Here is a 17,924-nt window from a genome sequence, read left to right as displayed (position 1 = left end):
TCGACTCCGCACTGGGGTTACATCGTGAAGGGTACCGGATCGGAGCCGCGCGCCGCCCGCTTGGCGGCGCGTCGGTACGGGCCGTCGCTCAGGCGGCAGTCACCCAGCCTCGCCGTCCGGCCCCGGAGGCGGCGTGAACGGCGCCCCGTCGGTGCGCCTGCAGGGGCCGGACGGCGCCAGCGCGCAGGTGGCCCTGCACGGCGGACAGCTGCTGTCCTGGACCTGCCGCGGCCGCGAGCGCCTGTACCTGAGCCCGCGCGCGCGCTTCGCGCCGGGCCAGGCCATCCGCGGCGGCGTGCCGGTGATCTTTCCGCAGTTCTCCGACCGCGGGCCCGGCCCGCGTCACGGCTTCGCGCGCGTGCGCGAGTGGTCGCAGGCGGGCGCGGGCCGCTTCGTGCTGCGCGACGACGCCGACACGCGCGCGTCGTGGCCTTATGCATTCCAGGCCGAGTTGACGGTGGAACTGGGCGCCGATGCCTTGGCGATCGCGCTGCAGGTGCGCAACACCGGCGCAGAGACCTTCGCCTTCACCGCTGCCTTGCACACGTATCTAGGCGTGGACGACCTGGCCGGCGCGCGCGTTCAAGGATTGGAAGGACGCGCCTACGCCGACGCCACCCGCGCCGGCGCCTCCGCCGTCCAGCGCGAACACGACCTGCGCTTCGACGGCGAGCTCGACCGCCTCTACCCCGACATCGCCGGCGGTCTGCATCTGCTCGACGGCGAACGCGGCTTGCGCATCGACGCCGAAGGTTATGCCGACACCGTGGTCTGGAACCCGGGCGCCGCGCTCGCCGCCAGCCTGGACGATCTGGGCGCGGGCGAGCACGCGCGCTTCGTCTGCATCGAAGCCGCCGCGGTCGCCATGCCGCTGTCGCTGGCGCCGGGCGCGGACTGGCGTGGGCGCCAGATCCTGACCGTGGCGGACCGCACGCCGGCCGCGTAATCCGTACGGATCGGCGCACGTTGCCTGCACGCTGGGCGCATTTCGGCCGCCCGGCGCCTGCCACCGGCCGTTCCGCCCCCTGCGCCCGCGAACGGTCTCCGCTAGAATTGGCGGTTCTCGGCCCCCGGGCCGCGCACCCCCCAACGGGCACCCCCAAGGAACCCCCGCACGATGAAGATCCTCGTCGGCTACAAGCGCGTGGTGGACTACAACGTCCGCATTCAGGTCAAGCCGGATGGTTCCGGCGTGGTCACCGATGGCGTCAAGCTGTCGGCCAATCCCTTCGATGAAATCGCGCTGGAAGAAGCGCTGCGGCTGCGCGACAAGGGCATCGCGACCGAGGTCGTGGTCGCCACGATCGGTCCCGCCGACGCCCAGGCGCATCTGCGCAACGGCCTGGCGATGGGCGCGAACCGCGCCATCCACGTCGTCAGCGACCAGCCGATCCAGCCGCTCACCGCCGCGCGCACCCTGCTCAAGCTGATCGAGAAGGAACAGCCGGACCTGGTGATCCTGGGCAAGCAGGCGATCGACGACGACGCCAACCAGACCGGCCAGATGCTGGCGACCTTGTGGGGCCGCCCGCAGGCCACCTTCGCTTCCAAGCTTGAGGTCGCCGACGGCAAAGCCACGGTCACGCGCGAAGTCGACGCCGGCCTGGAAACGCTGGAAGTCGATCTGCCGGCGGTGGTCACCACCGACCTGCGCCTCAACGAGCCGCGCTTCATCAAGCTGCCCGACATCATGAAGGCCAAGAGCAAGCCGATGGAGTCCATCGCCTTCGCCGACCTCGGCGTGGACACCGGCGACACCCTCAAGACCACCCATTACGCGCCGCCGCCGAAGCGCAGCCGTGGCGTGATGGTCAAGGACGCGGCCGAACTGGTCGCCGCACTGAAGCAGAAGGGGTTGCTGTGATGAGCAAGGTTCTGATCGTTGCCGAACACCTGGGCGGCAAGCTCAACGCCTCGACCGCCAAGTGCGTGTCCGCGGCGCAGGCGCTGAAGCCCGACGCCATCGACGTGGTGGTACTGGCCGCCGACCCGGCCGGCATCGCAAACGAAGCCGCGCAGATCGCCGGCGTCGCGCGCGTGCTGACCGTGAGCAACGCCGCCAACGCCAACGCGATTGCGCAAGTGCTGGCGCCGCAGGTAGCCGCGCTGGCGCCCGGCTACAGCCACGTGTTCGGCCCCTCGACCACCTTCGGCAAGGACCTGATGCCCTGCGTCGCGGCCCTGCTCGGCGTGGCCCAGGTCTCCGACGTGATGGCGGTCGACGCCAGCCACACCTTCAAGCGTCCGATTTACGCCGGCAACGCGATCATCACCGTCGAAGCCCCGGCCGATCACACCGTGGTCGCCACCGTGCGCACCGCCTCGTGGCCGGAAGCCGGCAAGGGCGGCAGCGCTTCGGTCGAAGCGGCCACGGTCGAAGCGACCCTGCCCGGCCACACCCGCTTCGTCGGCCTGGCCGCCGGCAAGTCCGACCGTCCCGACCTGCAAAGCGCCAAGCGCGTCGTCTCCGGCGGCCGCGGCGTCGGTTCGGCCGACAACTTCAAGATCATCTACGACTTCGCCGACAAGCTCGGTGCCGCGGTCGGCGCCTCGCGCGCCGCGGTCGATGCCGGCTACGTGCCCAACGAACTGCAGGTCGGCCAGACCGGCAAGATCATCGCCCCGGAGCTGTACGTCGCGGTCGGCATCAGCGGCGCGATCCAGCACCTGACCGGCATCAAGGACGCGGGCACCATCGTCGCGATCAACAAGGACGGCGATGCGCCGATCTTCGAGATCGCCGATATCGGCCTGGTGGGCGATCTGTTCACGCTGTTGCCGGAGCTGGAAAAGGCACTCTGAACCGACCTCGCCGCGACACGCGAAAGGCCGCCTTCGGGCGGCCTTTTTCGTTGCCGGTCGCCGTTTTCCCAGGGAACAGGCGCCGGCCCGTTTCCGGGCGATCGGCGACAACGCAGGTAGCTGGCACACGAACGCCCCCATTCATGTGCTTTCGGAACTGGAATAGGCGTAGCAAATAGCCGCGATCCGCCCCGAGCCCGGTCATGCGACGGCCCGAGCTAAGGCGCTATGCTTGCCACCGGGCGCCACCAACGATGCAGCCAGCTGAGGCAACGATGCGTTATTCCATATTAGCTTTGACCCTTACTTTGTTCCTTGCCGGCTGTGCGTCCGAATCGGACGACGGCCGCAAGGCCACAGCCTCGGCGAAGACGGGTGCTGGCGCCGTCGCCCAGGCCACGAGCCCCGCATTCGGCCACGCGCCGGGCCAGGGCTTCGCAGCGCTGCCCGACCGCGGCGCCCTGATCCAGTACGACCGCAAGCAGCCCAGCGAACAGCGCGGCGCCTTCACGTATCTGCCGGTCGAGCTGAGCGAGGCGCATGGCCTCGCCGCCACCGTGCCGGGTCGCGCGATCTCGCTGACCACGCCGGACGGCCGTCCGATGCGCATCGCCTACCAGCGCCACGAGGAAAGCCTCGACGGCAACTGGACCTGGATCGGCCAGACCGAGGACGGCCTGCGCGCCGTCATCACCTTCGGCGAGAAGGCGGTGTTCGGCAAGATCGAACAGAAGGCCACCGAAGCCCTGCGCATCACCACGCTCAACGGCCGCACCTGGGTCATGCAGGCCGATCCATCCAAGCTGCTCGACGGCAACCTGCGCAGCGAGGCCGAGTCCGACACCCTGATTCCGCCCAAGGCCGCGGCGAACGCCGCGTCGGCCCAGGTCGGCACGCTGGCCAACGCGGCCAACACCGTCGACGTGGCGCTGGGCTACACCGCCGGCATGGTCGCCCGCTACGGCGGCGCCACCCAGGTCAACACGCGCCTGGTCAACCTGATGGCGATCACCAACCAGGCCTACCAGGACAGCCAGATCAACCCGCGCGTGCGCCTCGTGCACACCATGCAGGTCGACTACACCGACGCCAACAGCAACGACACCGCGCTGGAAGCCCTGACCGGTTACACCTGCACCAGCTCCGGCTGCACCCAGCAGCCGGTGCCGGCGGGCCTGCAGGGCCTGCGCGCCGCGCGCGACGCGGTCGGCGCCGACCTGGTGTCGCTGGTGCGTCCGTTCACCACGCCCGAACAGGACGGCTGCGGCATCGCCTGGCTGCTCGGCGGCGGCGGCAGCACCATCGACAACAGCGATGCCGGCTTCGGCTACTCGGTGGTCAGCGACGGCCAGGACCGCGACGAAGGCGACGGCAAGACCTACTTCTGCCGCGAGGAAACGCTGGCGCACGAGCTCGGCCACAACATGGGCCAGGCGCACAATCCCGAAGACAGCAGCGGTCAAGGCGCGCACAGCTATTCCTACGGCTACCGCGAAGCGGCGACCAACGGTTTCTACACCGTCATGGCCTACCGCCTGGCCAGCAGCACCCAGTTCTCGATCCCGTACTTCGGCAACCCCAACGTCGTCCATCCGGGCACCGGCCGTCCCACCGGCTCGGCCACCGCCGACAACGCGCGCAGCCTGAACATCACGATGCCGCTGATCGCGCAGTTCCGCGCTTCGCTGGTGCCCAACCCGAGCCGCAAGCACAACGACATCAACGGCGACGGCTACTCCGACCTGGTCTGGTACAACGCAAACCAGCCGGGCATGGCGTACTGGTTCATGAACAACACCACGAACATCGGCAGCGGCTACTACCCGCTGGCGGCCAGCACGCGCATCGCGGGCACCGGCGATTTCGATGGCGACGGCCGCATGGACGTCCTCTGGGTCAACTTCAACCAGCTGCAGCTGTGGCGTAGCCGCGGCGACGGCCAGTTCGACTTCTCGGTGATCGGCGGTTTCGCCAGCGAATGGAAGGTCGTGAAGACGGTCGACCTCAACGGCGACGGCAAGGACGACATCGTCTGGGAGAACACCAGCGCGAGCCTGATGGCGTACTGGCTGATGAGCACCAACACCGTCACCGGCAGCCGCGTGTTCCCGGTCGGCGCCGCGCGCGTGGTCGCCGCCGGCGACTTCGATGGCGACACCCGCGGCGACCTGGTGCTGGCCAATCCGAGCCTGGGTCAGCTGACCCTGTGGCGCGGCCGCGCAGACGGCGATTTCGATAAGCCGTCCCTGGGCGGTTACGACAGCGCCTGGACCATCGTCGGCACCCCCGATCTGAACGCCGATGGCCGTTCGGATCTGGTCTGGGAACACTCCGGTCACGCCATGATCGCGTACTGGATGATGAACGGTGCGAGCGTGCAGTCCAGCGGCGTGAAGGGCGTGGCGCCCGAGTTCCGCATCGCCACCACCGGCGATCTGGACGGCGACGGCCGCGGCGATCTCATCTGGACCAATGCCACCACCGGTCAGATGTACTTGTGGCGCAGCCGCGGCGACGGCAACTTCGATGCCTCGTTCGTCGCAGGCTACTCCACCGCCTGGTCGTTGTTGCCCTGACCGACGCTCGCGTCTCGACCCCAAAAGCCCCGCGAAATTCGCGGGGCTTTTTTTTGCGCGAACGCGGTCTCAACCAGTATTCGCGTGCCGCTACTGCAATGCGCCGATGCCGCAACCGCAAGATGCGACACACGCAATGCACACACCATCAATATCAATGGCACTTTAAGAACGTAGGCCCATTTTTCGCGAGCGCGCGCGTGATTTTTTCCTCACGCAAGCGTCGTATCCTGCGTGCGGCCACTGGGATGATCCAGCCGCAGGGAGCGCAGCATGCGCCATTACGTTTCGATCGCAGTCTTTGCTGCGCATCCGCGCAGCTACGCCATCGAACCCGATAAAAACGCCGTCGCTATCGACATGCGCGCGGCCGACATGCGAACGCGCATTGCGCTGGCTCGCGCACCGCAAGCACGCGCGATCTTGCCCTCGCATCCCGTCGATCCGATGCGCGCCCATGCCATCGCATCGGCGAGGCGCCATGCGGGCATCGCGTTGCCAGGTCCGGCGCAAGTCGACGCATGCGGCGCTGACGACATCGCGACGCTCGCGGCATGCGCCGATGTCACTCGCGCAGCGCTTCGCGATGCGCATGCGGATAGCCGCCCGGATCTCGTTCGCCAGAAACGGCACGCGCGGGCACGGCTCGCCGGCGCGCGATCGGCAACCGAACCTCGGATATCAGCAAGGAGCTCCCCATGCGTCATCTCGTTCTAGCAGGAATCGCCGCCGTCTCCTTGTCGGGCTGCCCGCTCGATTCGAACAAGGTCGCCGCGCCCGCGCAGGCCGCCACGGCGCCTGTGCCGGCGCAAGCCCTGGGCGCGAACGCCTCCAGTTTCGTCGCGCCGACCGGATCCGCATCCGGGCCGCTGGCCCGCGCCTCCGCGCCCATCGAACGCGGCAGCCCGTCCGCGCAACCCCTGGCGAGCGCGCGCGGCGCCTACAACGATGCCAACGCGGACGGCCGTTCGGACCTGGTCTGGGCCGGCGACCTCTCCGGGCTGCATGTCGCCCATTGGCTGATGAATGGCAACCAGGTTATGCGCACGCTCAACCCGACGCCGATGGCCGCCGACAGCCATGTCATCAGCACCGGCGATTTCGACGGCGACAAGCGGGTCGACCAACTCTGGTTGCGGCTCGAACGTCGCGGCGGCAGCTTGACCCTGGGCCGACTGAACGAAGCCGGCTCCTACGAACACAGGCAGGTCGCCGGGATCGGCGACGGCTGGTTGCTCGATCGCTCCGCGGACCTCAACGGCGACGGCCGCAGCGACGCGATCTGGACCAACCGCACCTTGGGCCGGATGGCGTACTGGCTCATGAACGGCACCACCATACTGAGTAGCGGCGTGTACCCGCTCGACGTCAACAACTATGCGCTCGTCGCCGTCGGCGACTTCGATGGCGACGGCCGCGAAGACCTGCTGTGGCGCGGCCGCCAAAACAGCGCCTATTACATGTGGCGCAGCCGCAGCGATGGCCATTTCGATCAGTCCTACGTCGGCACGGTGCCGGCGGGCTGGGTGCTCGATGCCGTGGTCGACCTCAACGCAGACACGCGCTCCGACCTGGTCTGGACCAACCGGGACGCGAACCAGATGGCGTACTGGTGGATGAATGGAGCCGCCCCGCAACGGACGGGCGTGATCGGTGCGGACACCGAGCGCTACACGATCGCCGCATGGGGCGACTTCGACGGCGACGGCAAAGGCGATCTCGTCTGGGCGACGCGACGCGATGCCACCGCCGCTTCGCTCTACCTCTGGCGTAGCCGCGGCGACGGCTCGTTCGATCCGAGCTTTATCTCGACTTACGACGACAGCGTCTGGCAGCCGATGCCGCCGTATGCGGACGCATGAACACCGTCCGTTGCGAACCGATGGCCTCGACCGGCGCTCAGCGCATCGCATCCAAACCCAGGGATAGAACCATGCGAAATCTCTTTTCGGCCGCCGTCGCCGCCGCGCTATTGACCGGCTGCCCGCTCGAGCAGGCGAAAATCGCGACGTCCTCGGAAGGCGACGCAGCCATGGCCAAGCAGGTCGCGAGCGCAGTGCAGGCGCGGATGCCCGCCGCCCCTTCGGCCCGCGCGCCCGGCGCAGCGCAAGGCGGCGTGGTCCAGGCTCTGGGTGTCGGCCCGACCGGCGCGGCGGCGGCCTCGCCTCTCGCAACCGCCGTGCGCCCGCCCAACAGCGACGCCAACGCCGATGGCCGTTCCGACATGTTCTGGCTAGGCGGCAGCAGCGGAACCTTTCATGTCGCGCATTGGCGAATGAACGGCGCCACGATCCTGCAAATGGTCGGGGCGACCGTGCTGCCGGAGGGGAACTACTCCATCTTCAACGGCGATTTCGACGGCGACCGGCGCGTCGACCAGATATGGTTCAACCCAGACGCCGGCAACCGTCGGCTGTTGCTGGCCCGCCAGGACGCAAACGGCATCCTAGCGCCCACCTTCGTGGCCGGTGTCGGCGGCGCGTGGCTTCCGTCCGCGGTCGAGGATCTGAACGGCGACGGCAAGAGCGATATCGTCTGGGTGGATAAGACGCGCGGGCAAATGGCGTATTGGCTCATGAACGGCACCGCGATCGCGGGCAGCGCCGTGTTCGGCGTGGACACCGCCAACTACGACTTCCTCGGCCGCGGCGACTTCAATGGCGACGGCCGCGGCGACCTGCTATGGCTGGGCCATCGAACCAACGGCCCCTTGTACATGTGGCGCGGCCGGGCCGACGGTCAGTTCGATCAAGTGCTGGTGGGCAACCTCAGCATCGCCTTTCAGTTCTATGGCACGACCGATCTGAACGGCGATGGCCGATCCGATATCGTCTTCACCAGTTACACCGGCAGGTCGTTCGCCTACTGGCTGATGAGCGGCGACGGCGTACTGCAGGGCGGCACCATCCCGATCGACCGCGACCGCTTCGAGATCGCGGGCGTGGGCGATTACGACGGCGACGGCAAGGGCGACGTCATGTGGACGACCAAGGCTCAGCGAGAGGATGCGTTGCTGTATCTGTGGCGCGGACGCGGCGATGGCAGCTTCGATTCGACGCTCGTAGCCCAGTACGACCACAGCATCTGGGTGCCGTTCCAACGCCAATGATTCGACGCGATCGCGGCGCTGTCGCTACGCTCCGGCGCGCGCCGCAGAGGCGAGCGTTACAGCCAATCGATCGCCTGCCGCAGGCGATCGATGACGGCGGTCGGCACGACCTCGCCCTGGCCGGGCTCCTCCGCCGCTGCCGCTCCCGGGGGGCGGTACAGCAGGGTCGTGGCCAGGCCGGCACGCTGGCCGGCGAGGATGTCGGAGGGCTTGTCGCCCACCAGCAGGCTGTCCGCCAGCGACACGCCGAACTCCTGCGCGGCCGCGAGCAGCATGCCCGGGTTCGGCTTGCGCATCGGCGACTCGCGGCGATAGTCGCCGATGCCATGCTCGGGATGGGTGGGGTCGAAGTAAACCCGATCAATCGGCGCGCCTTCGGCGGCGAAGGCCTCGCACATGCGCTCGGTCAGCGCGAGGAAGTCCTGCTCGGTATAGCGACCGCGGCCTATGCCGGCCTGGTTGGTGACCACGAACAAGCGGTAGCCCTGGGCGCGCGCGGCGCGGCACAGGTCGAAGATGCCGTCGATGAAGACGAAATCCTCCCAGCGATGGGTATAGCCCTCGTCGCGATTGACCACGCCATCGCGATCCAGGAACAGCGCCCGCGCGAGCCCGGCCACGGTCAGCGGATCGCCGACAGCAGGGTCTGGGCGCGCGCGTAGTCCTCGGGCGTGCCGATGTCGATGAAATCCGTATTGGTCGGCAATGCCAGAAACTCGCGGCGGCTCACCGCATCGCGCAGGTACTCGGTCTCGAACGAGAAACGCTCGCGGTCCGGAAACTCGCGCACGATGTCCGTCGGCAGCACATAGCAGCCGGCGTTGATCAGCCCGGGACCGCCGCTGGCGTCCTTCTCGAGGAAACCGGTGATGCGCCCCTGGTTATCCACCTCCAACTTGCCGTAGCGCGCGGTGTCTTCGACCTCGCGGGCGACGATCACGGGCAGGCCGCGGCGCGCCCACAGCGCGTCGGTTTCGGCGGTTTCCACGGCCAGATAGGTGTCGCCGTTGAGTACGTAGACGTGGCCATCGTCGCAGTGGGCCATCGCCTCGCGTATCGCGCCGCCGGTGCCCAGCGGCTCGTTCTCGACCGCGTAGGCCAGCGGCACGCCGCGGAAGGCATCGCCGAAATGGGCGACGATGGTGTCCGACAGATAGCCTACCGACAGCACGATGCGCTGGAAGCCGTTGCCGACCAGGTGGCTCAGCAACAGCTCCAGGAACGGCCGCCCGGCGATGCGCGCCATCGGCTTGGGAACGTCGCTGACCACGCTGCGCAGACGCGTGCCGAAACCGCCCGCCAGGACGATCGCTTGCTTCACGCGGGCTTACCGAAAATCGCGCTCTCGACCAGGCCGGTGATGATGTGGCCCAGCACCGCGTGCCCCTGCTGGATTTCGGCGGTGTCGGTGGCAGGCGTGCGCAGCAGGATGTCGCACAGCTCGGGCATGTCGCCGCCGCCGCTGCCGGTCAGGCCGATGCAGAACAGGCCGCGTTCGCGCGCTTCGCGCAGACCGGCCAGCACGTTCGGCGAACGGCCCGAGGTGGAGTATGCGATGAAGACGTCGCCGCTGCGGCCCAGCGCCTGGATCTGGCGCGAGAACAGCTTCTCGTAGCCGTAGTCGTTGCCGATCGCGGTGAGGATCGAGGTGTCGGTGGTCAGCGCGATCGCCGGCAAACCCGGGCGGTCGAAGGCGAAACGGCTGACGAACTCGGCTGCGATGTGCTGGGCGTCGGCGGCGCTGCCGCCGTTGCCGGCCAGCAGGAGCTTGCCGCCCGAGTTCAGCGTCTCGATGCACTTGGCCGCGCAGGCTTCCAGCTGCTGCTGCGTGGTCTGGTCGTCGGCGAGGGCGCGCATGACCTGCACGGCGCGCTCGAGCTTCTCGATGATCTGTTGTTTCACTCGATTCTCCAGGCTTGCGTGCCATTCTTGGTGAAGTGGCAGTTGCTGACTTGGCCGTCGAAGGCCTTCAGCGCTCGGATCACTTCCATGCGTCGATCCGGCTTGACGAAAAACATCATGAAGCCGCCGCCGCCGGCGCCGGACACCTTGCCCGCCAGCGCGCCCGCGCCGACAGCCGCCTCGTAGATCGCCTCGATCTTCGGCGTCGACACCGAACTGGCGGTGCTCTTCTTGCTTTCCCAGCCCAGACGCATCGAACTGACCATCTCGCCGAAGCTGCCCTTGAGCAGGGCGACCTTCATGCTTTGCGCCTCTTCCTTCAGCCGATGCATGGCCTCGATCGTGCCGGAATCCTTGTCGCGCACGTTGTCGCTCTGATCGGCGATGATCTTCGCCGACTCGCGCGACACCCCCGAGTAGTACAGCAGCAGCGAGGCTTCCAACTCGCACAGCACCCAGTTCTTGATCCGCAATGGGTTCACGATCACGCGATCGTTCTCGTAGAATTCCATGAAGTTGAAGCCGCCGAAGGTGGCCGAATACTGATCCTGCTTGCCGCCCTTGAGGCCGCAATCGACGCGCTCGATCTTGTAGGCCATGTGAGCGATCGCGTAGTCGTCCAGCGGCAGGCCCAGCAGCTCGGCGAACGCACGGATCATCACCACGACCAGCGTCGACGAAGAGCCCAGGCCGGAACCGATCGGCGAATCGCAGAACGTGGTCAGCTCGACGGCCAGCGGCTCGCCGTTGTTGTAGCGGGCGACGATCTCGTTGTAGACCGCCTTGTGCAGCTGCAGGCCGTCGCGCAGCTCGTATGACGGCTGCAGCGGCAGATCGGCCGATTGCTGCTGATCGCTGGCCACGAAGCGGACGTTCGGGCCTTCCATCGGCTTGATCACCGCATACGCGTAACGGTCGATCGTCGCATTGAGCACATAACCGCCGTACGTATCGCAGTACGGGGAAACGTCCGTGCCGCCACCGGCCAAGCCGAGGCGCAGGGGCGCGCGGGCTCGGATGATAGCGTTGCGGTTCACAACGGCTCGTCGTTCTGGAAGGGCGCGGCGCCCTGGTTCGAGTTCTTCATCGACTGCATGTCCTGTCGATACTGATTGAAATGGATGCGCAGTTCGCGATCGTCCAGGGTGGCCGGGCGCTGCCAACGGCCGCGCGCCTCCACTTCCGCCGCAGGGCGCTTGCGCAGCACCAACTCGATACCGCATTCGCCGACCGGAGTGAGGGTTTGGTCGAAGCGCGGAAGATCGAAGCGATAGGTCGAGGACAGCTGCTCGATGCGGACGATCTCGGCCTCCGCGCCCAGGTCGCGGGCGAGGTCGACCAGGTTGATCGAGCGATCGGACCAGGACTGCGGCTTGTACGCGGTGAAGGTCCACTTATGGTCGCGATTGAACGTGCTAGGGAAGACGCCCTGCTCGTAGAGGTCCTCGTCGGGCACGGTAAGCACCAGGTAGCCGCCCGGCTTCAGCACGCGGAACCAGTTCTTGAGCCCCTCGTGCGGATCGGTCAGGTGCTCCAGACAATGGCTGCTGTGCACGAAATCGTAGCTGCCGTCGCCCGCGCTCTGCAGGTGCTGGGCGTCGCCGTCCTCCCAATCCCAGGTCTTCACGCCGGTCATGCGCGAGAACATGCCGACGTAGAGCGCCAGCGGATCGGGCTTGCCGCCGATATCGATGCCTTCGCCGACGAAATACCGATTGCTGAAGTTCGGATCCGACAGTCGGCGGGCGATCGATTTGCTGCATTCTTTCATGGTGCGATCCTAGTCACGCGATACGTTGCCGGGCCAGGCCCGAACCTTCACTTCGGCGAGCGCGCCGCGTCGGCCTTGGCCACCAGCCCCGTCGGCACCGGCGTCCATTCGCCGCCGATGGACGGTAGCTCACGATCCGTGATCGCTCCGTTCGCGGCAAGCAGCCATGCGCCGACCTGGCCGGTCTTCGGGTTGTGCCACAGCAGGTCGGCGTAGCCGTTGCCGTCGACGTCCAGCGCGGCGACGAAACGCCAGTCGCCGGTGGCCTGACGGGTGAACGCGATCTGCTTACCCGGATCGGCCGAGCTCCAGCCTTGCAGACGACCGTCCGAGGCGCGCCACAACAGATCGTCGCCGGCCTCCCCGTCGAACTTGCCGGCGGCCACCAGGCTCCAGTCGCCGCCCGTGTAGGTGATGGCCCGGGCGCTCTTGAGCTTGGCGCCATCCAGCAGCCACAGGCTCGCGGACGAGCCGTCGTCCTTGATCCAGAACAGGTCGCCGCGACCGTCGCCGTCGAAATCGCCGACTTGCGCGGCCGACCAGCCGGTGCCGACGTTGCCGATCAGCGCCTGTTCCTGGACCTTGCCGTCGCGCAGCGTCCAGACCGCGACGCCGCCGTCGCGCCCCAGCCACACCACATCGTCGAAGCCGTCTTGATTCACGTCGGTGAACGCCACCACCTGCCAGCTCGCGTCCGCGGCGGGAAGGATCTCCGCGGCCGGCTCGGGGCTAGCGGCGGAAAGCTTCCACAGCCGGACCTCGCCCGTCGCCTTCATGCGCCATGCGGCCAGATCGTTGCCGCCCCAGGCGCGCGACATGTAGCCCAGCGCGCTCCACTCCGGCGCGACCGCCCAGGTTTCCAGGGGGGCCATGGCGGTCTTGCCGTCGAAACGCCAGCGCCGGTTCTCGCCCGTCGCGCCGTTGCGCCACAGCAAGGTCACCGGACCGACGCTGGCTTGCGCCGCATCGGTCGTCGTCGGCGTCGCCGTGGACGCCGGCGCGCCCGCCGCGGGTTCGACGCTGGCCGCCGGGGGCGCCGCGTCCTTGCCGGACTTCGGTTCGGTAAGCCACCAAATCCCCGCAAGCGCGGCGATCGTCAGCAACACCACCAGGATCCCTTTCTTCATTGGAACATTCCTTCTTCGAGTGCGCGGGGCGCCGAGCGCCGCCTAGCCTTATAGACCATCAAGCTTGAAGCCCGTGCGAATGGGCCCGGTCGGATCAGCGCGCCGCCTTGGTGGCGATGCAAAGAATCTGTTCCTGTCCGAGGTATGCGAACTTGGGCGACCAGTAGAACAACAACCGCGCGTCGGCGAACCCCGCCGCTCGCATCTGCTCAAGCACCTGCAGACCGAAGTACTGGAAGCACAAAGCCCCACCGTCGGGATCGACGGGATTGCAGTGATACTCGGGCTCCATCAGGTGCACGAGCTCGCCGTCGCCATCGATACGCGCCCGGATCACGTTCCGGTCCAGCATCTTGTGATTGCCGTCCAGCGCGAAAGGCGCGGCCCACAGCATCGAGCCGCCCGGGCGCAGAATGCGGGCGCACTCGGCGAAGGCCTTGGCGGGATCGGGCACGTGCTCCATCACGTCGAACGAAAGCACGAAATCGAAACTCGCGTCCGGCCAGGTCAAGGCCATGATGTCTTCGTTGCGCAGCCCGCCCAGCTCCTCGCCCGGCGGCACCTTGTCGGCGAAGTATTCGCTGCCCTTGGCGTTCGGGAACTGCTCGTGCAGCCAGCGGTACAGCGGCGTGGTCTGCTCGGTGATATAGACCCGCGCTTCCGGCTCGGGCTTCAGCTCCGAGCGGAACGCGTGGATCGCCGCGCGGATCCGGTTCGTGAAGCCGCACTTCGCGCAAACCAGATGCTCGCGCCAATTCGGCATCGGCCCGCCGTCGGACCGCGTGCCGCAGGAGTACAGAAAGCTGACGTCGAACGCGGAAGGACGATCGCAGACAGCGCAATGACCGTCGACCAGGAACGAATCGACGCGCTCGGGAATCAGAGCTTCTTCCGCGGCAACGCGCTTGGGATATTCCCCGATCGCCTCGGCGTGATAACGGGCGTACTCGGCGGGCGTGGACACGGCCACGGCCGGGAACGCCGGCGGATCGCCCGCGACCATGCTCATGAACTCATCGATGCGCTTCAGGCCCGCGTCGAGCGAATAGGTATCGGCCACGAAATCCAGCCCAGCCTGACTCAGTCGGTTCCACAGCGCCTCGTCGTTGTACAGACGCACCACTTGGTCGGCGAACGCCTCCGGCTCGTCGGCGACCAGCACATGCTGCTCGTCGACCACGCGCATGCCCTCCACCGCCACCGACGTGGCGACCGAAGGCACGCCGAAGCTCAGGCTCGTGCCGAGCTTGCCCTTGATGCCGGCGCCGTAGCGTAGCGGCGCGATGCTCATGCGGATGCCGTTGAACCACGGCTTGAGATCTTCGACGTAGCCGACCACGTTGACGCCCGGAATCTCGCCCAGAGCGAACACTTCTTCCGAAGGCGAATTGCCCAGCAGATGCACCTTCGCATCCGGAAGTCGGGCGCGGACCATCGGCCATACCTGCTCGCAGAAGTAGGTGACGGCGTCGACGTTGGGAAGGTGCGGGAAGCCGCCAATGAACAGAATGTCCTTGCGCGAGGCGTAGTCGCCGGTGCGCCCCGGGATATCGACGAACATCAGCGGCACGTGATGAATGTTCGAGTTCGGCAGCTCCTTCGACAGGATCGCCAGTTCGTGATCGCTCATCACGATGCTGTGATCGCAGCGCCGAATGACCTCCAACTCGCGCTCCTTCCAACGCAGCGCGGCCTGCATCTTCTCCTCCGAGCCCTCGATCTCGGCCTGGCGGATATCGCGCAGGTAATGCAGATCGGAGGTGTTGAGGATGATCTTGGCCCGGCTGGCGTGCTGCCGGATGATGTCGAGATAGGGCTCCACGACGGGCGCGCGGCAAAGCAGCGCGTAGTCGTACAGGTGGCCGTCCGCGATCAGGTGCGCCTCGATGGACGGCACGTCGTCGCGGCCCAGACAGGTCACGCCGACGTTCTGCAGCTGCTGCGTGTAGTGACCCAGCTTGACCAGATCGCTGGGAATGAAGGTCACGTCGTAGCCGATGTCGACCAGGATCTTCATCAGGTAGAACGCGGTGATCGAGCCGGCGTCGCAATCCGGCCTCGGCGTGTACATGTCGATGAAGAGCAGCTTGCCGCGACTGTTGTTGGCGGCCTCGACGATCGCCTCGGTTTCCGGCGCGAGATAGGGCAGCACTTCGACCGGACGGCTCAGACCACGACCGTGCAACAAGGGATAGATGAGGTTGAGCTGGCGGACGGTGTCGCGAACCAGGCGCAAGCCGCCGCGACGATACACCGCGACGGCCTTGCTCATCACCGCCGACCAGCCGCCGGAGTGATCGCGCACCCGGCGCAGGGTCGTGATCGCGTTGGACAGCTTGCTCAGCGCGCCGCCGCCGGCGGCGGCCTGCGCAACCACGACATGCTCGCCCGACGGCTGCATCGTGGCCTCGGATTCCGGCGCGCGCGCCGGCTCCGGGGTGTGCTCGTTCACGCCAGAGGCGCCATTCCAGCTGAACGCGTACGGGAGCTTGGAGTAACTCGCGTGGCCGTTGGCGAACACGCGTGCGCGATATTCCTTGAGCAACTCGTTGGCTTCGCCGACGTTCGCCGCGGTCAAGCGCGGGCTATGCCGCGAAAACACGTTCTCGTCGTTGAGATTGTTGCCGCTGAAATGCACGAAACGCAGGGGCAAGCCGTTGGACAGCCAGCCGTCGCCCGATCTTTCGATCTTGCGCTGCCACAGATTCCAGTAAGCCACGTTGTAGCCGGGGTGATGCAGGATATGCGTCTTGGCGATGAAGGAGGGCAGCAGATCCGCCCACTTCTGATCCACGAACAGTCCGTTCGGAATATCGATGACGCACTGGCTCTCGAGCCGCCGCGCCCACCAGCGCACGATGTCCAGCACGCGCGGGGTGCGGTTGAAGGCGACGAAGCCCAGATTGTAGATGCCCAGCTGCAGCATCTTGATGTCGTCGATATCGACGTTCTCGGCGGGATTCAGCACGTGCGGCGTCAGCACGGCGTCCGCGCCCGCATCCATGGCGTCCTGCAACTCCTTCAGCGGGCCGACCACGATAATGTCGGGGTCGAGATACGCCACGCGCTGCTCGTCGCGCTTGCTGAACAGATAATCGAACACATACGGCTTGATCGACGTATTGAGCTCGGTGATGTTGTAGCGGGCGATCATTCCGGCCAGATCCGGAATATCCAATTGATCCAGCTCGATGATCTCGAACGGCTCGTTCGCGCGATCGATCATTCCGTCGACGCGATCGCACAGGGCGACATAGAAGGTCGCGTCCGGGTGGTGTTCGCGCACGGAGTCGAACAACGTACGCGCATAGGCGAGGAAGTTCTTCGAGCAGATCGTGAAAAAGGTAAGTTGGGCAGTATCTTTCATATCGACAACATCGGATCCAGAGCGGGATAGTCCATAAATTCGGCGCCGCAGGCGTTGAGCTCCTTGCGCAACGACCCCATCGCTAATCGTTAGACCGCGCCGTAGCGGCCGCAGCGCCGAGAAACCACCCGGCACACGAAAGCCACCTTTTGCGTGGGTGCCGATACCCGAACGCCCGGCGTCCAATCGCAGGCGTTGTTCGAATGCTGCTTCATGCCCTGTATTCCTTGAAGTCCACTACAGATTTTATAGCTATTAACAAGTCTTTAATACGTCTCAAGTGGGTCTTTAGTACGCATCGGCTCGCGCCCTCCCCGCAGCGCGGGAATCGGTTCAGGAAGGTCGAGTTCCGAGCTCGGCTCAACCGCCCTGACGCCAGGTGCGCGCCAAGCCTTCCTCCAGATCGATCCGCGGGCGCCAACCGAAACGTGCGCCGGCCGCGGCGATATCCAGCACGATGCCGCGCACATCGAAACCTTGCGCGGGCAAGTACTCCACGTTCATGGTCTTGCCCGCGACCCGCTCCGCCGCCGAGCGCACATCGTTGAGGCTATGGCCGATTCCGCTGCCGACGTTGTACACGCCGCACTCCGCCCCGTTCACCGCCTGCGAGACCAGGGACACCAGATCGTCGATATAGAGGTAATCGCGGACCGCGCTTCCGTCGCCCCAGATCTGCAGCGGGGCGTCGTCGTGCAGGCAGGACAGGACCTTGGCGATGAACCCCTGGCGTCCCGACGCGGCCTGACGCGGCCCATAGGGGTTGGACGGCCGCAGGATCAACGGGTCCAGCTCGCCCAGGCGGTGGTACATCAGCAAGTACTGCTCGATCGCCGTCTTCACCACGCCGTAGGAGGAGACCGGCCGCAGCGGATGCGTCTCTTCCACGGGCAGGCTATCGGGATTGCCGTAGACGGTACCGCCGGAGGAGAAGAACACGATGCGGCGCAGACCGCGGCTGCGCATCGCGCCCAGCAGGCGCAAGGTATCGACCAGATTGGTCGATACGTCGTAGACCGGATTGGCGTTGGAAGTGAACGGCACCGTGGTGCTGGCCAGGTGCAGGACCACGTCGCAATCCGCCAGCATCTCGCCCAACACGGTTTCGTCAGCATGGGAGGCGCAGCGATAGTTCACGCCGCTCCAATCCACGTCGTCGCGCGCAGGCCGGGGATCGAGCACCGAAACCGCGTGGCCCGCGGCGCGCAAGCCCTCGACCAGGTGCGAGCCGATGAAGCCGTTGCCGCCAATCAATAAAGTCCGCATGTCG

Annotated in this window: 15 protein-coding genes; 7 read left to right on the top strand and 8 right to left on the bottom strand. The window is 66.7% G+C overall.

What is annotated here, in order from left to right:
• The first annotated feature begins 133 nt into the window (after nucleotides 1-133).
• The 7 genes from ASD69_RS13785 (at nucleotide 134) to ASD69_RS13760 (ending at nucleotide 8,487) form a co-directional block, all read left to right on the top strand.
• Nucleotides 134-946, top strand: a complete 813-nt coding sequence (locus ASD69_RS13785; RefSeq protein ID WP_056178942.1) for a D-hexose-6-phosphate mutarotase — start codon at nucleotides 134-136, stop codon at nucleotides 944-946.
• A 171-nt stretch (nucleotides 947-1,117) separates the two neighbouring features.
• Nucleotides 1,118-1,864, top strand: coding sequence for an electron transfer flavoprotein subunit beta/FixA family protein (locus tag ASD69_RS13780; RefSeq protein WP_056178938.1), 747 nt, complete (start codon nucleotides 1,118-1,120; stop codon nucleotides 1,862-1,864).
• Nucleotides 1,864-2,802 (top strand): electron transfer flavoprotein subunit alpha/FixB family protein, encoded by a 939-nt coding sequence (locus ASD69_RS13775; RefSeq protein ID WP_056178935.1) that lies wholly within the window; start codon nucleotides 1,864-1,866, stop codon nucleotides 2,800-2,802. Before ASD69_RS13780 ends, ASD69_RS13775 begins: the two co-directional genes overlap by 1 nt.
• Nucleotides 2,803-3,077: 275 nt before the next feature.
• On the top strand, nucleotides 3,078-5,378 hold the full coding sequence (locus ASD69_RS13770; protein ID WP_235567216.1) for an FG-GAP-like repeat-containing protein: 2,301 nt from the start codon (nucleotides 3,078-3,080) through the stop codon (nucleotides 5,376-5,378).
• 273 nt (nucleotides 5,379-5,651) lie between these two features.
• Nucleotides 5,652-6,095 (top strand): hypothetical protein, encoded by a 444-nt coding sequence (locus ASD69_RS21985; RefSeq protein WP_157499197.1) that lies wholly within the window; start codon nucleotides 5,652-5,654, stop codon nucleotides 6,093-6,095.
• Nucleotides 6,077-7,240: a VCBS repeat-containing protein gene (locus ASD69_RS13765; RefSeq protein WP_082576479.1), complete on the top strand. Its 1,164-nt coding sequence runs from the start codon at nucleotides 6,077-6,079 to the stop codon at nucleotides 7,238-7,240. Before ASD69_RS21985 ends, ASD69_RS13765 begins: the two co-directional genes overlap by 19 nt.
• A complete protein-coding gene (locus ASD69_RS13760; protein WP_157499196.1) occupies nucleotides 7,237-8,487 on the top strand; it encodes a VCBS repeat-containing protein in 1,251 nt (416 codons plus the stop codon). Before ASD69_RS13765 ends, ASD69_RS13760 begins: the two co-directional genes overlap by 4 nt.
• Before the next feature lie 56 nt (nucleotides 8,488-8,543).
• On the opposite strand, the gene ASD69_RS13755 is transcribed toward ASD69_RS13760, so the two are convergent.
• The 8 genes from ASD69_RS13755 to ASD69_RS13720 all read right to left on the bottom strand — a co-directional run bounded on the left by ASD69_RS13755 (nucleotide 8,544) and on the right by ASD69_RS13720 (nucleotide 17,920).
• Nucleotides 8,544-9,107: an HAD family hydrolase gene (locus ASD69_RS13755; protein ID WP_056178921.1), complete on the bottom strand. Its 564-nt coding sequence runs from the start codon at nucleotides 9,105-9,107 to the stop codon at nucleotides 8,544-8,546.
• Between the two features lie 2 nt (nucleotides 9,108-9,109).
• A complete protein-coding gene (locus ASD69_RS13750) occupies nucleotides 9,110-9,808 on the bottom strand; it encodes a nucleotidyltransferase family protein (protein ID WP_056178918.1) in 699 nt (232 codons plus the stop codon).
• Nucleotides 9,805-10,389 (bottom strand): D-sedoheptulose 7-phosphate isomerase, encoded by a 585-nt coding sequence (locus ASD69_RS13745; protein WP_304438368.1) that lies wholly within the window; start codon nucleotides 10,387-10,389, stop codon nucleotides 9,805-9,807. Before ASD69_RS13745 ends, ASD69_RS13750 begins: the two co-directional genes overlap by 4 nt.
• Entirely contained in the window at nucleotides 10,386-11,426 is a 1,041-nt protein-coding gene (locus tag ASD69_RS13740) for a dehydrogenase (RefSeq protein ID WP_235567215.1), read from the bottom strand. The genes ASD69_RS13745 and ASD69_RS13740 overlap by 4 nt, the downstream gene beginning before the upstream one ends.
• Entirely contained in the window at nucleotides 11,423-12,160 is a 738-nt protein-coding gene (locus ASD69_RS22730) for a class I SAM-dependent methyltransferase (RefSeq protein ID WP_056178915.1), read from the bottom strand. Before ASD69_RS22730 ends, ASD69_RS13740 begins: the two co-directional genes overlap by 4 nt.
• A 47-nt stretch (nucleotides 12,161-12,207) precedes the next feature.
• Nucleotides 12,208-13,287: an FG-GAP-like repeat-containing protein gene (locus ASD69_RS13730; protein WP_056178911.1), complete on the bottom strand. Its 1,080-nt coding sequence runs from the start codon at nucleotides 13,285-13,287 to the stop codon at nucleotides 12,208-12,210.
• A 94-nt stretch (nucleotides 13,288-13,381) separates the two neighbouring features.
• Nucleotides 13,382-16,654 (bottom strand): glycosyltransferase, encoded by a 3,273-nt coding sequence (locus ASD69_RS13725; protein ID WP_056178908.1) that lies wholly within the window; start codon nucleotides 16,652-16,654, stop codon nucleotides 13,382-13,384.
• A 360-nt stretch (nucleotides 16,655-17,014) separates the two neighbouring features.
• Nucleotides 17,015-17,920 (bottom strand): NAD-dependent epimerase/dehydratase family protein, encoded by a 906-nt coding sequence (locus ASD69_RS13720; RefSeq protein ID WP_056178905.1) that lies wholly within the window; start codon nucleotides 17,918-17,920, stop codon nucleotides 17,015-17,017.
• Between the last annotated feature and the right edge of the window lie 4 nt (nucleotides 17,921-17,924).

It is taken from the genome of Lysobacter sp. Root604, assembly GCF_001427505.1.
Taxonomy (GTDB): Bacteria; Pseudomonadota; Gammaproteobacteria; order Xanthomonadales; family Xanthomonadaceae; genus Lysobacter.
Note: the sequence above shows the minus strand (reverse complement) of the source record. Positions and strands in the feature narration are given on the sequence as shown.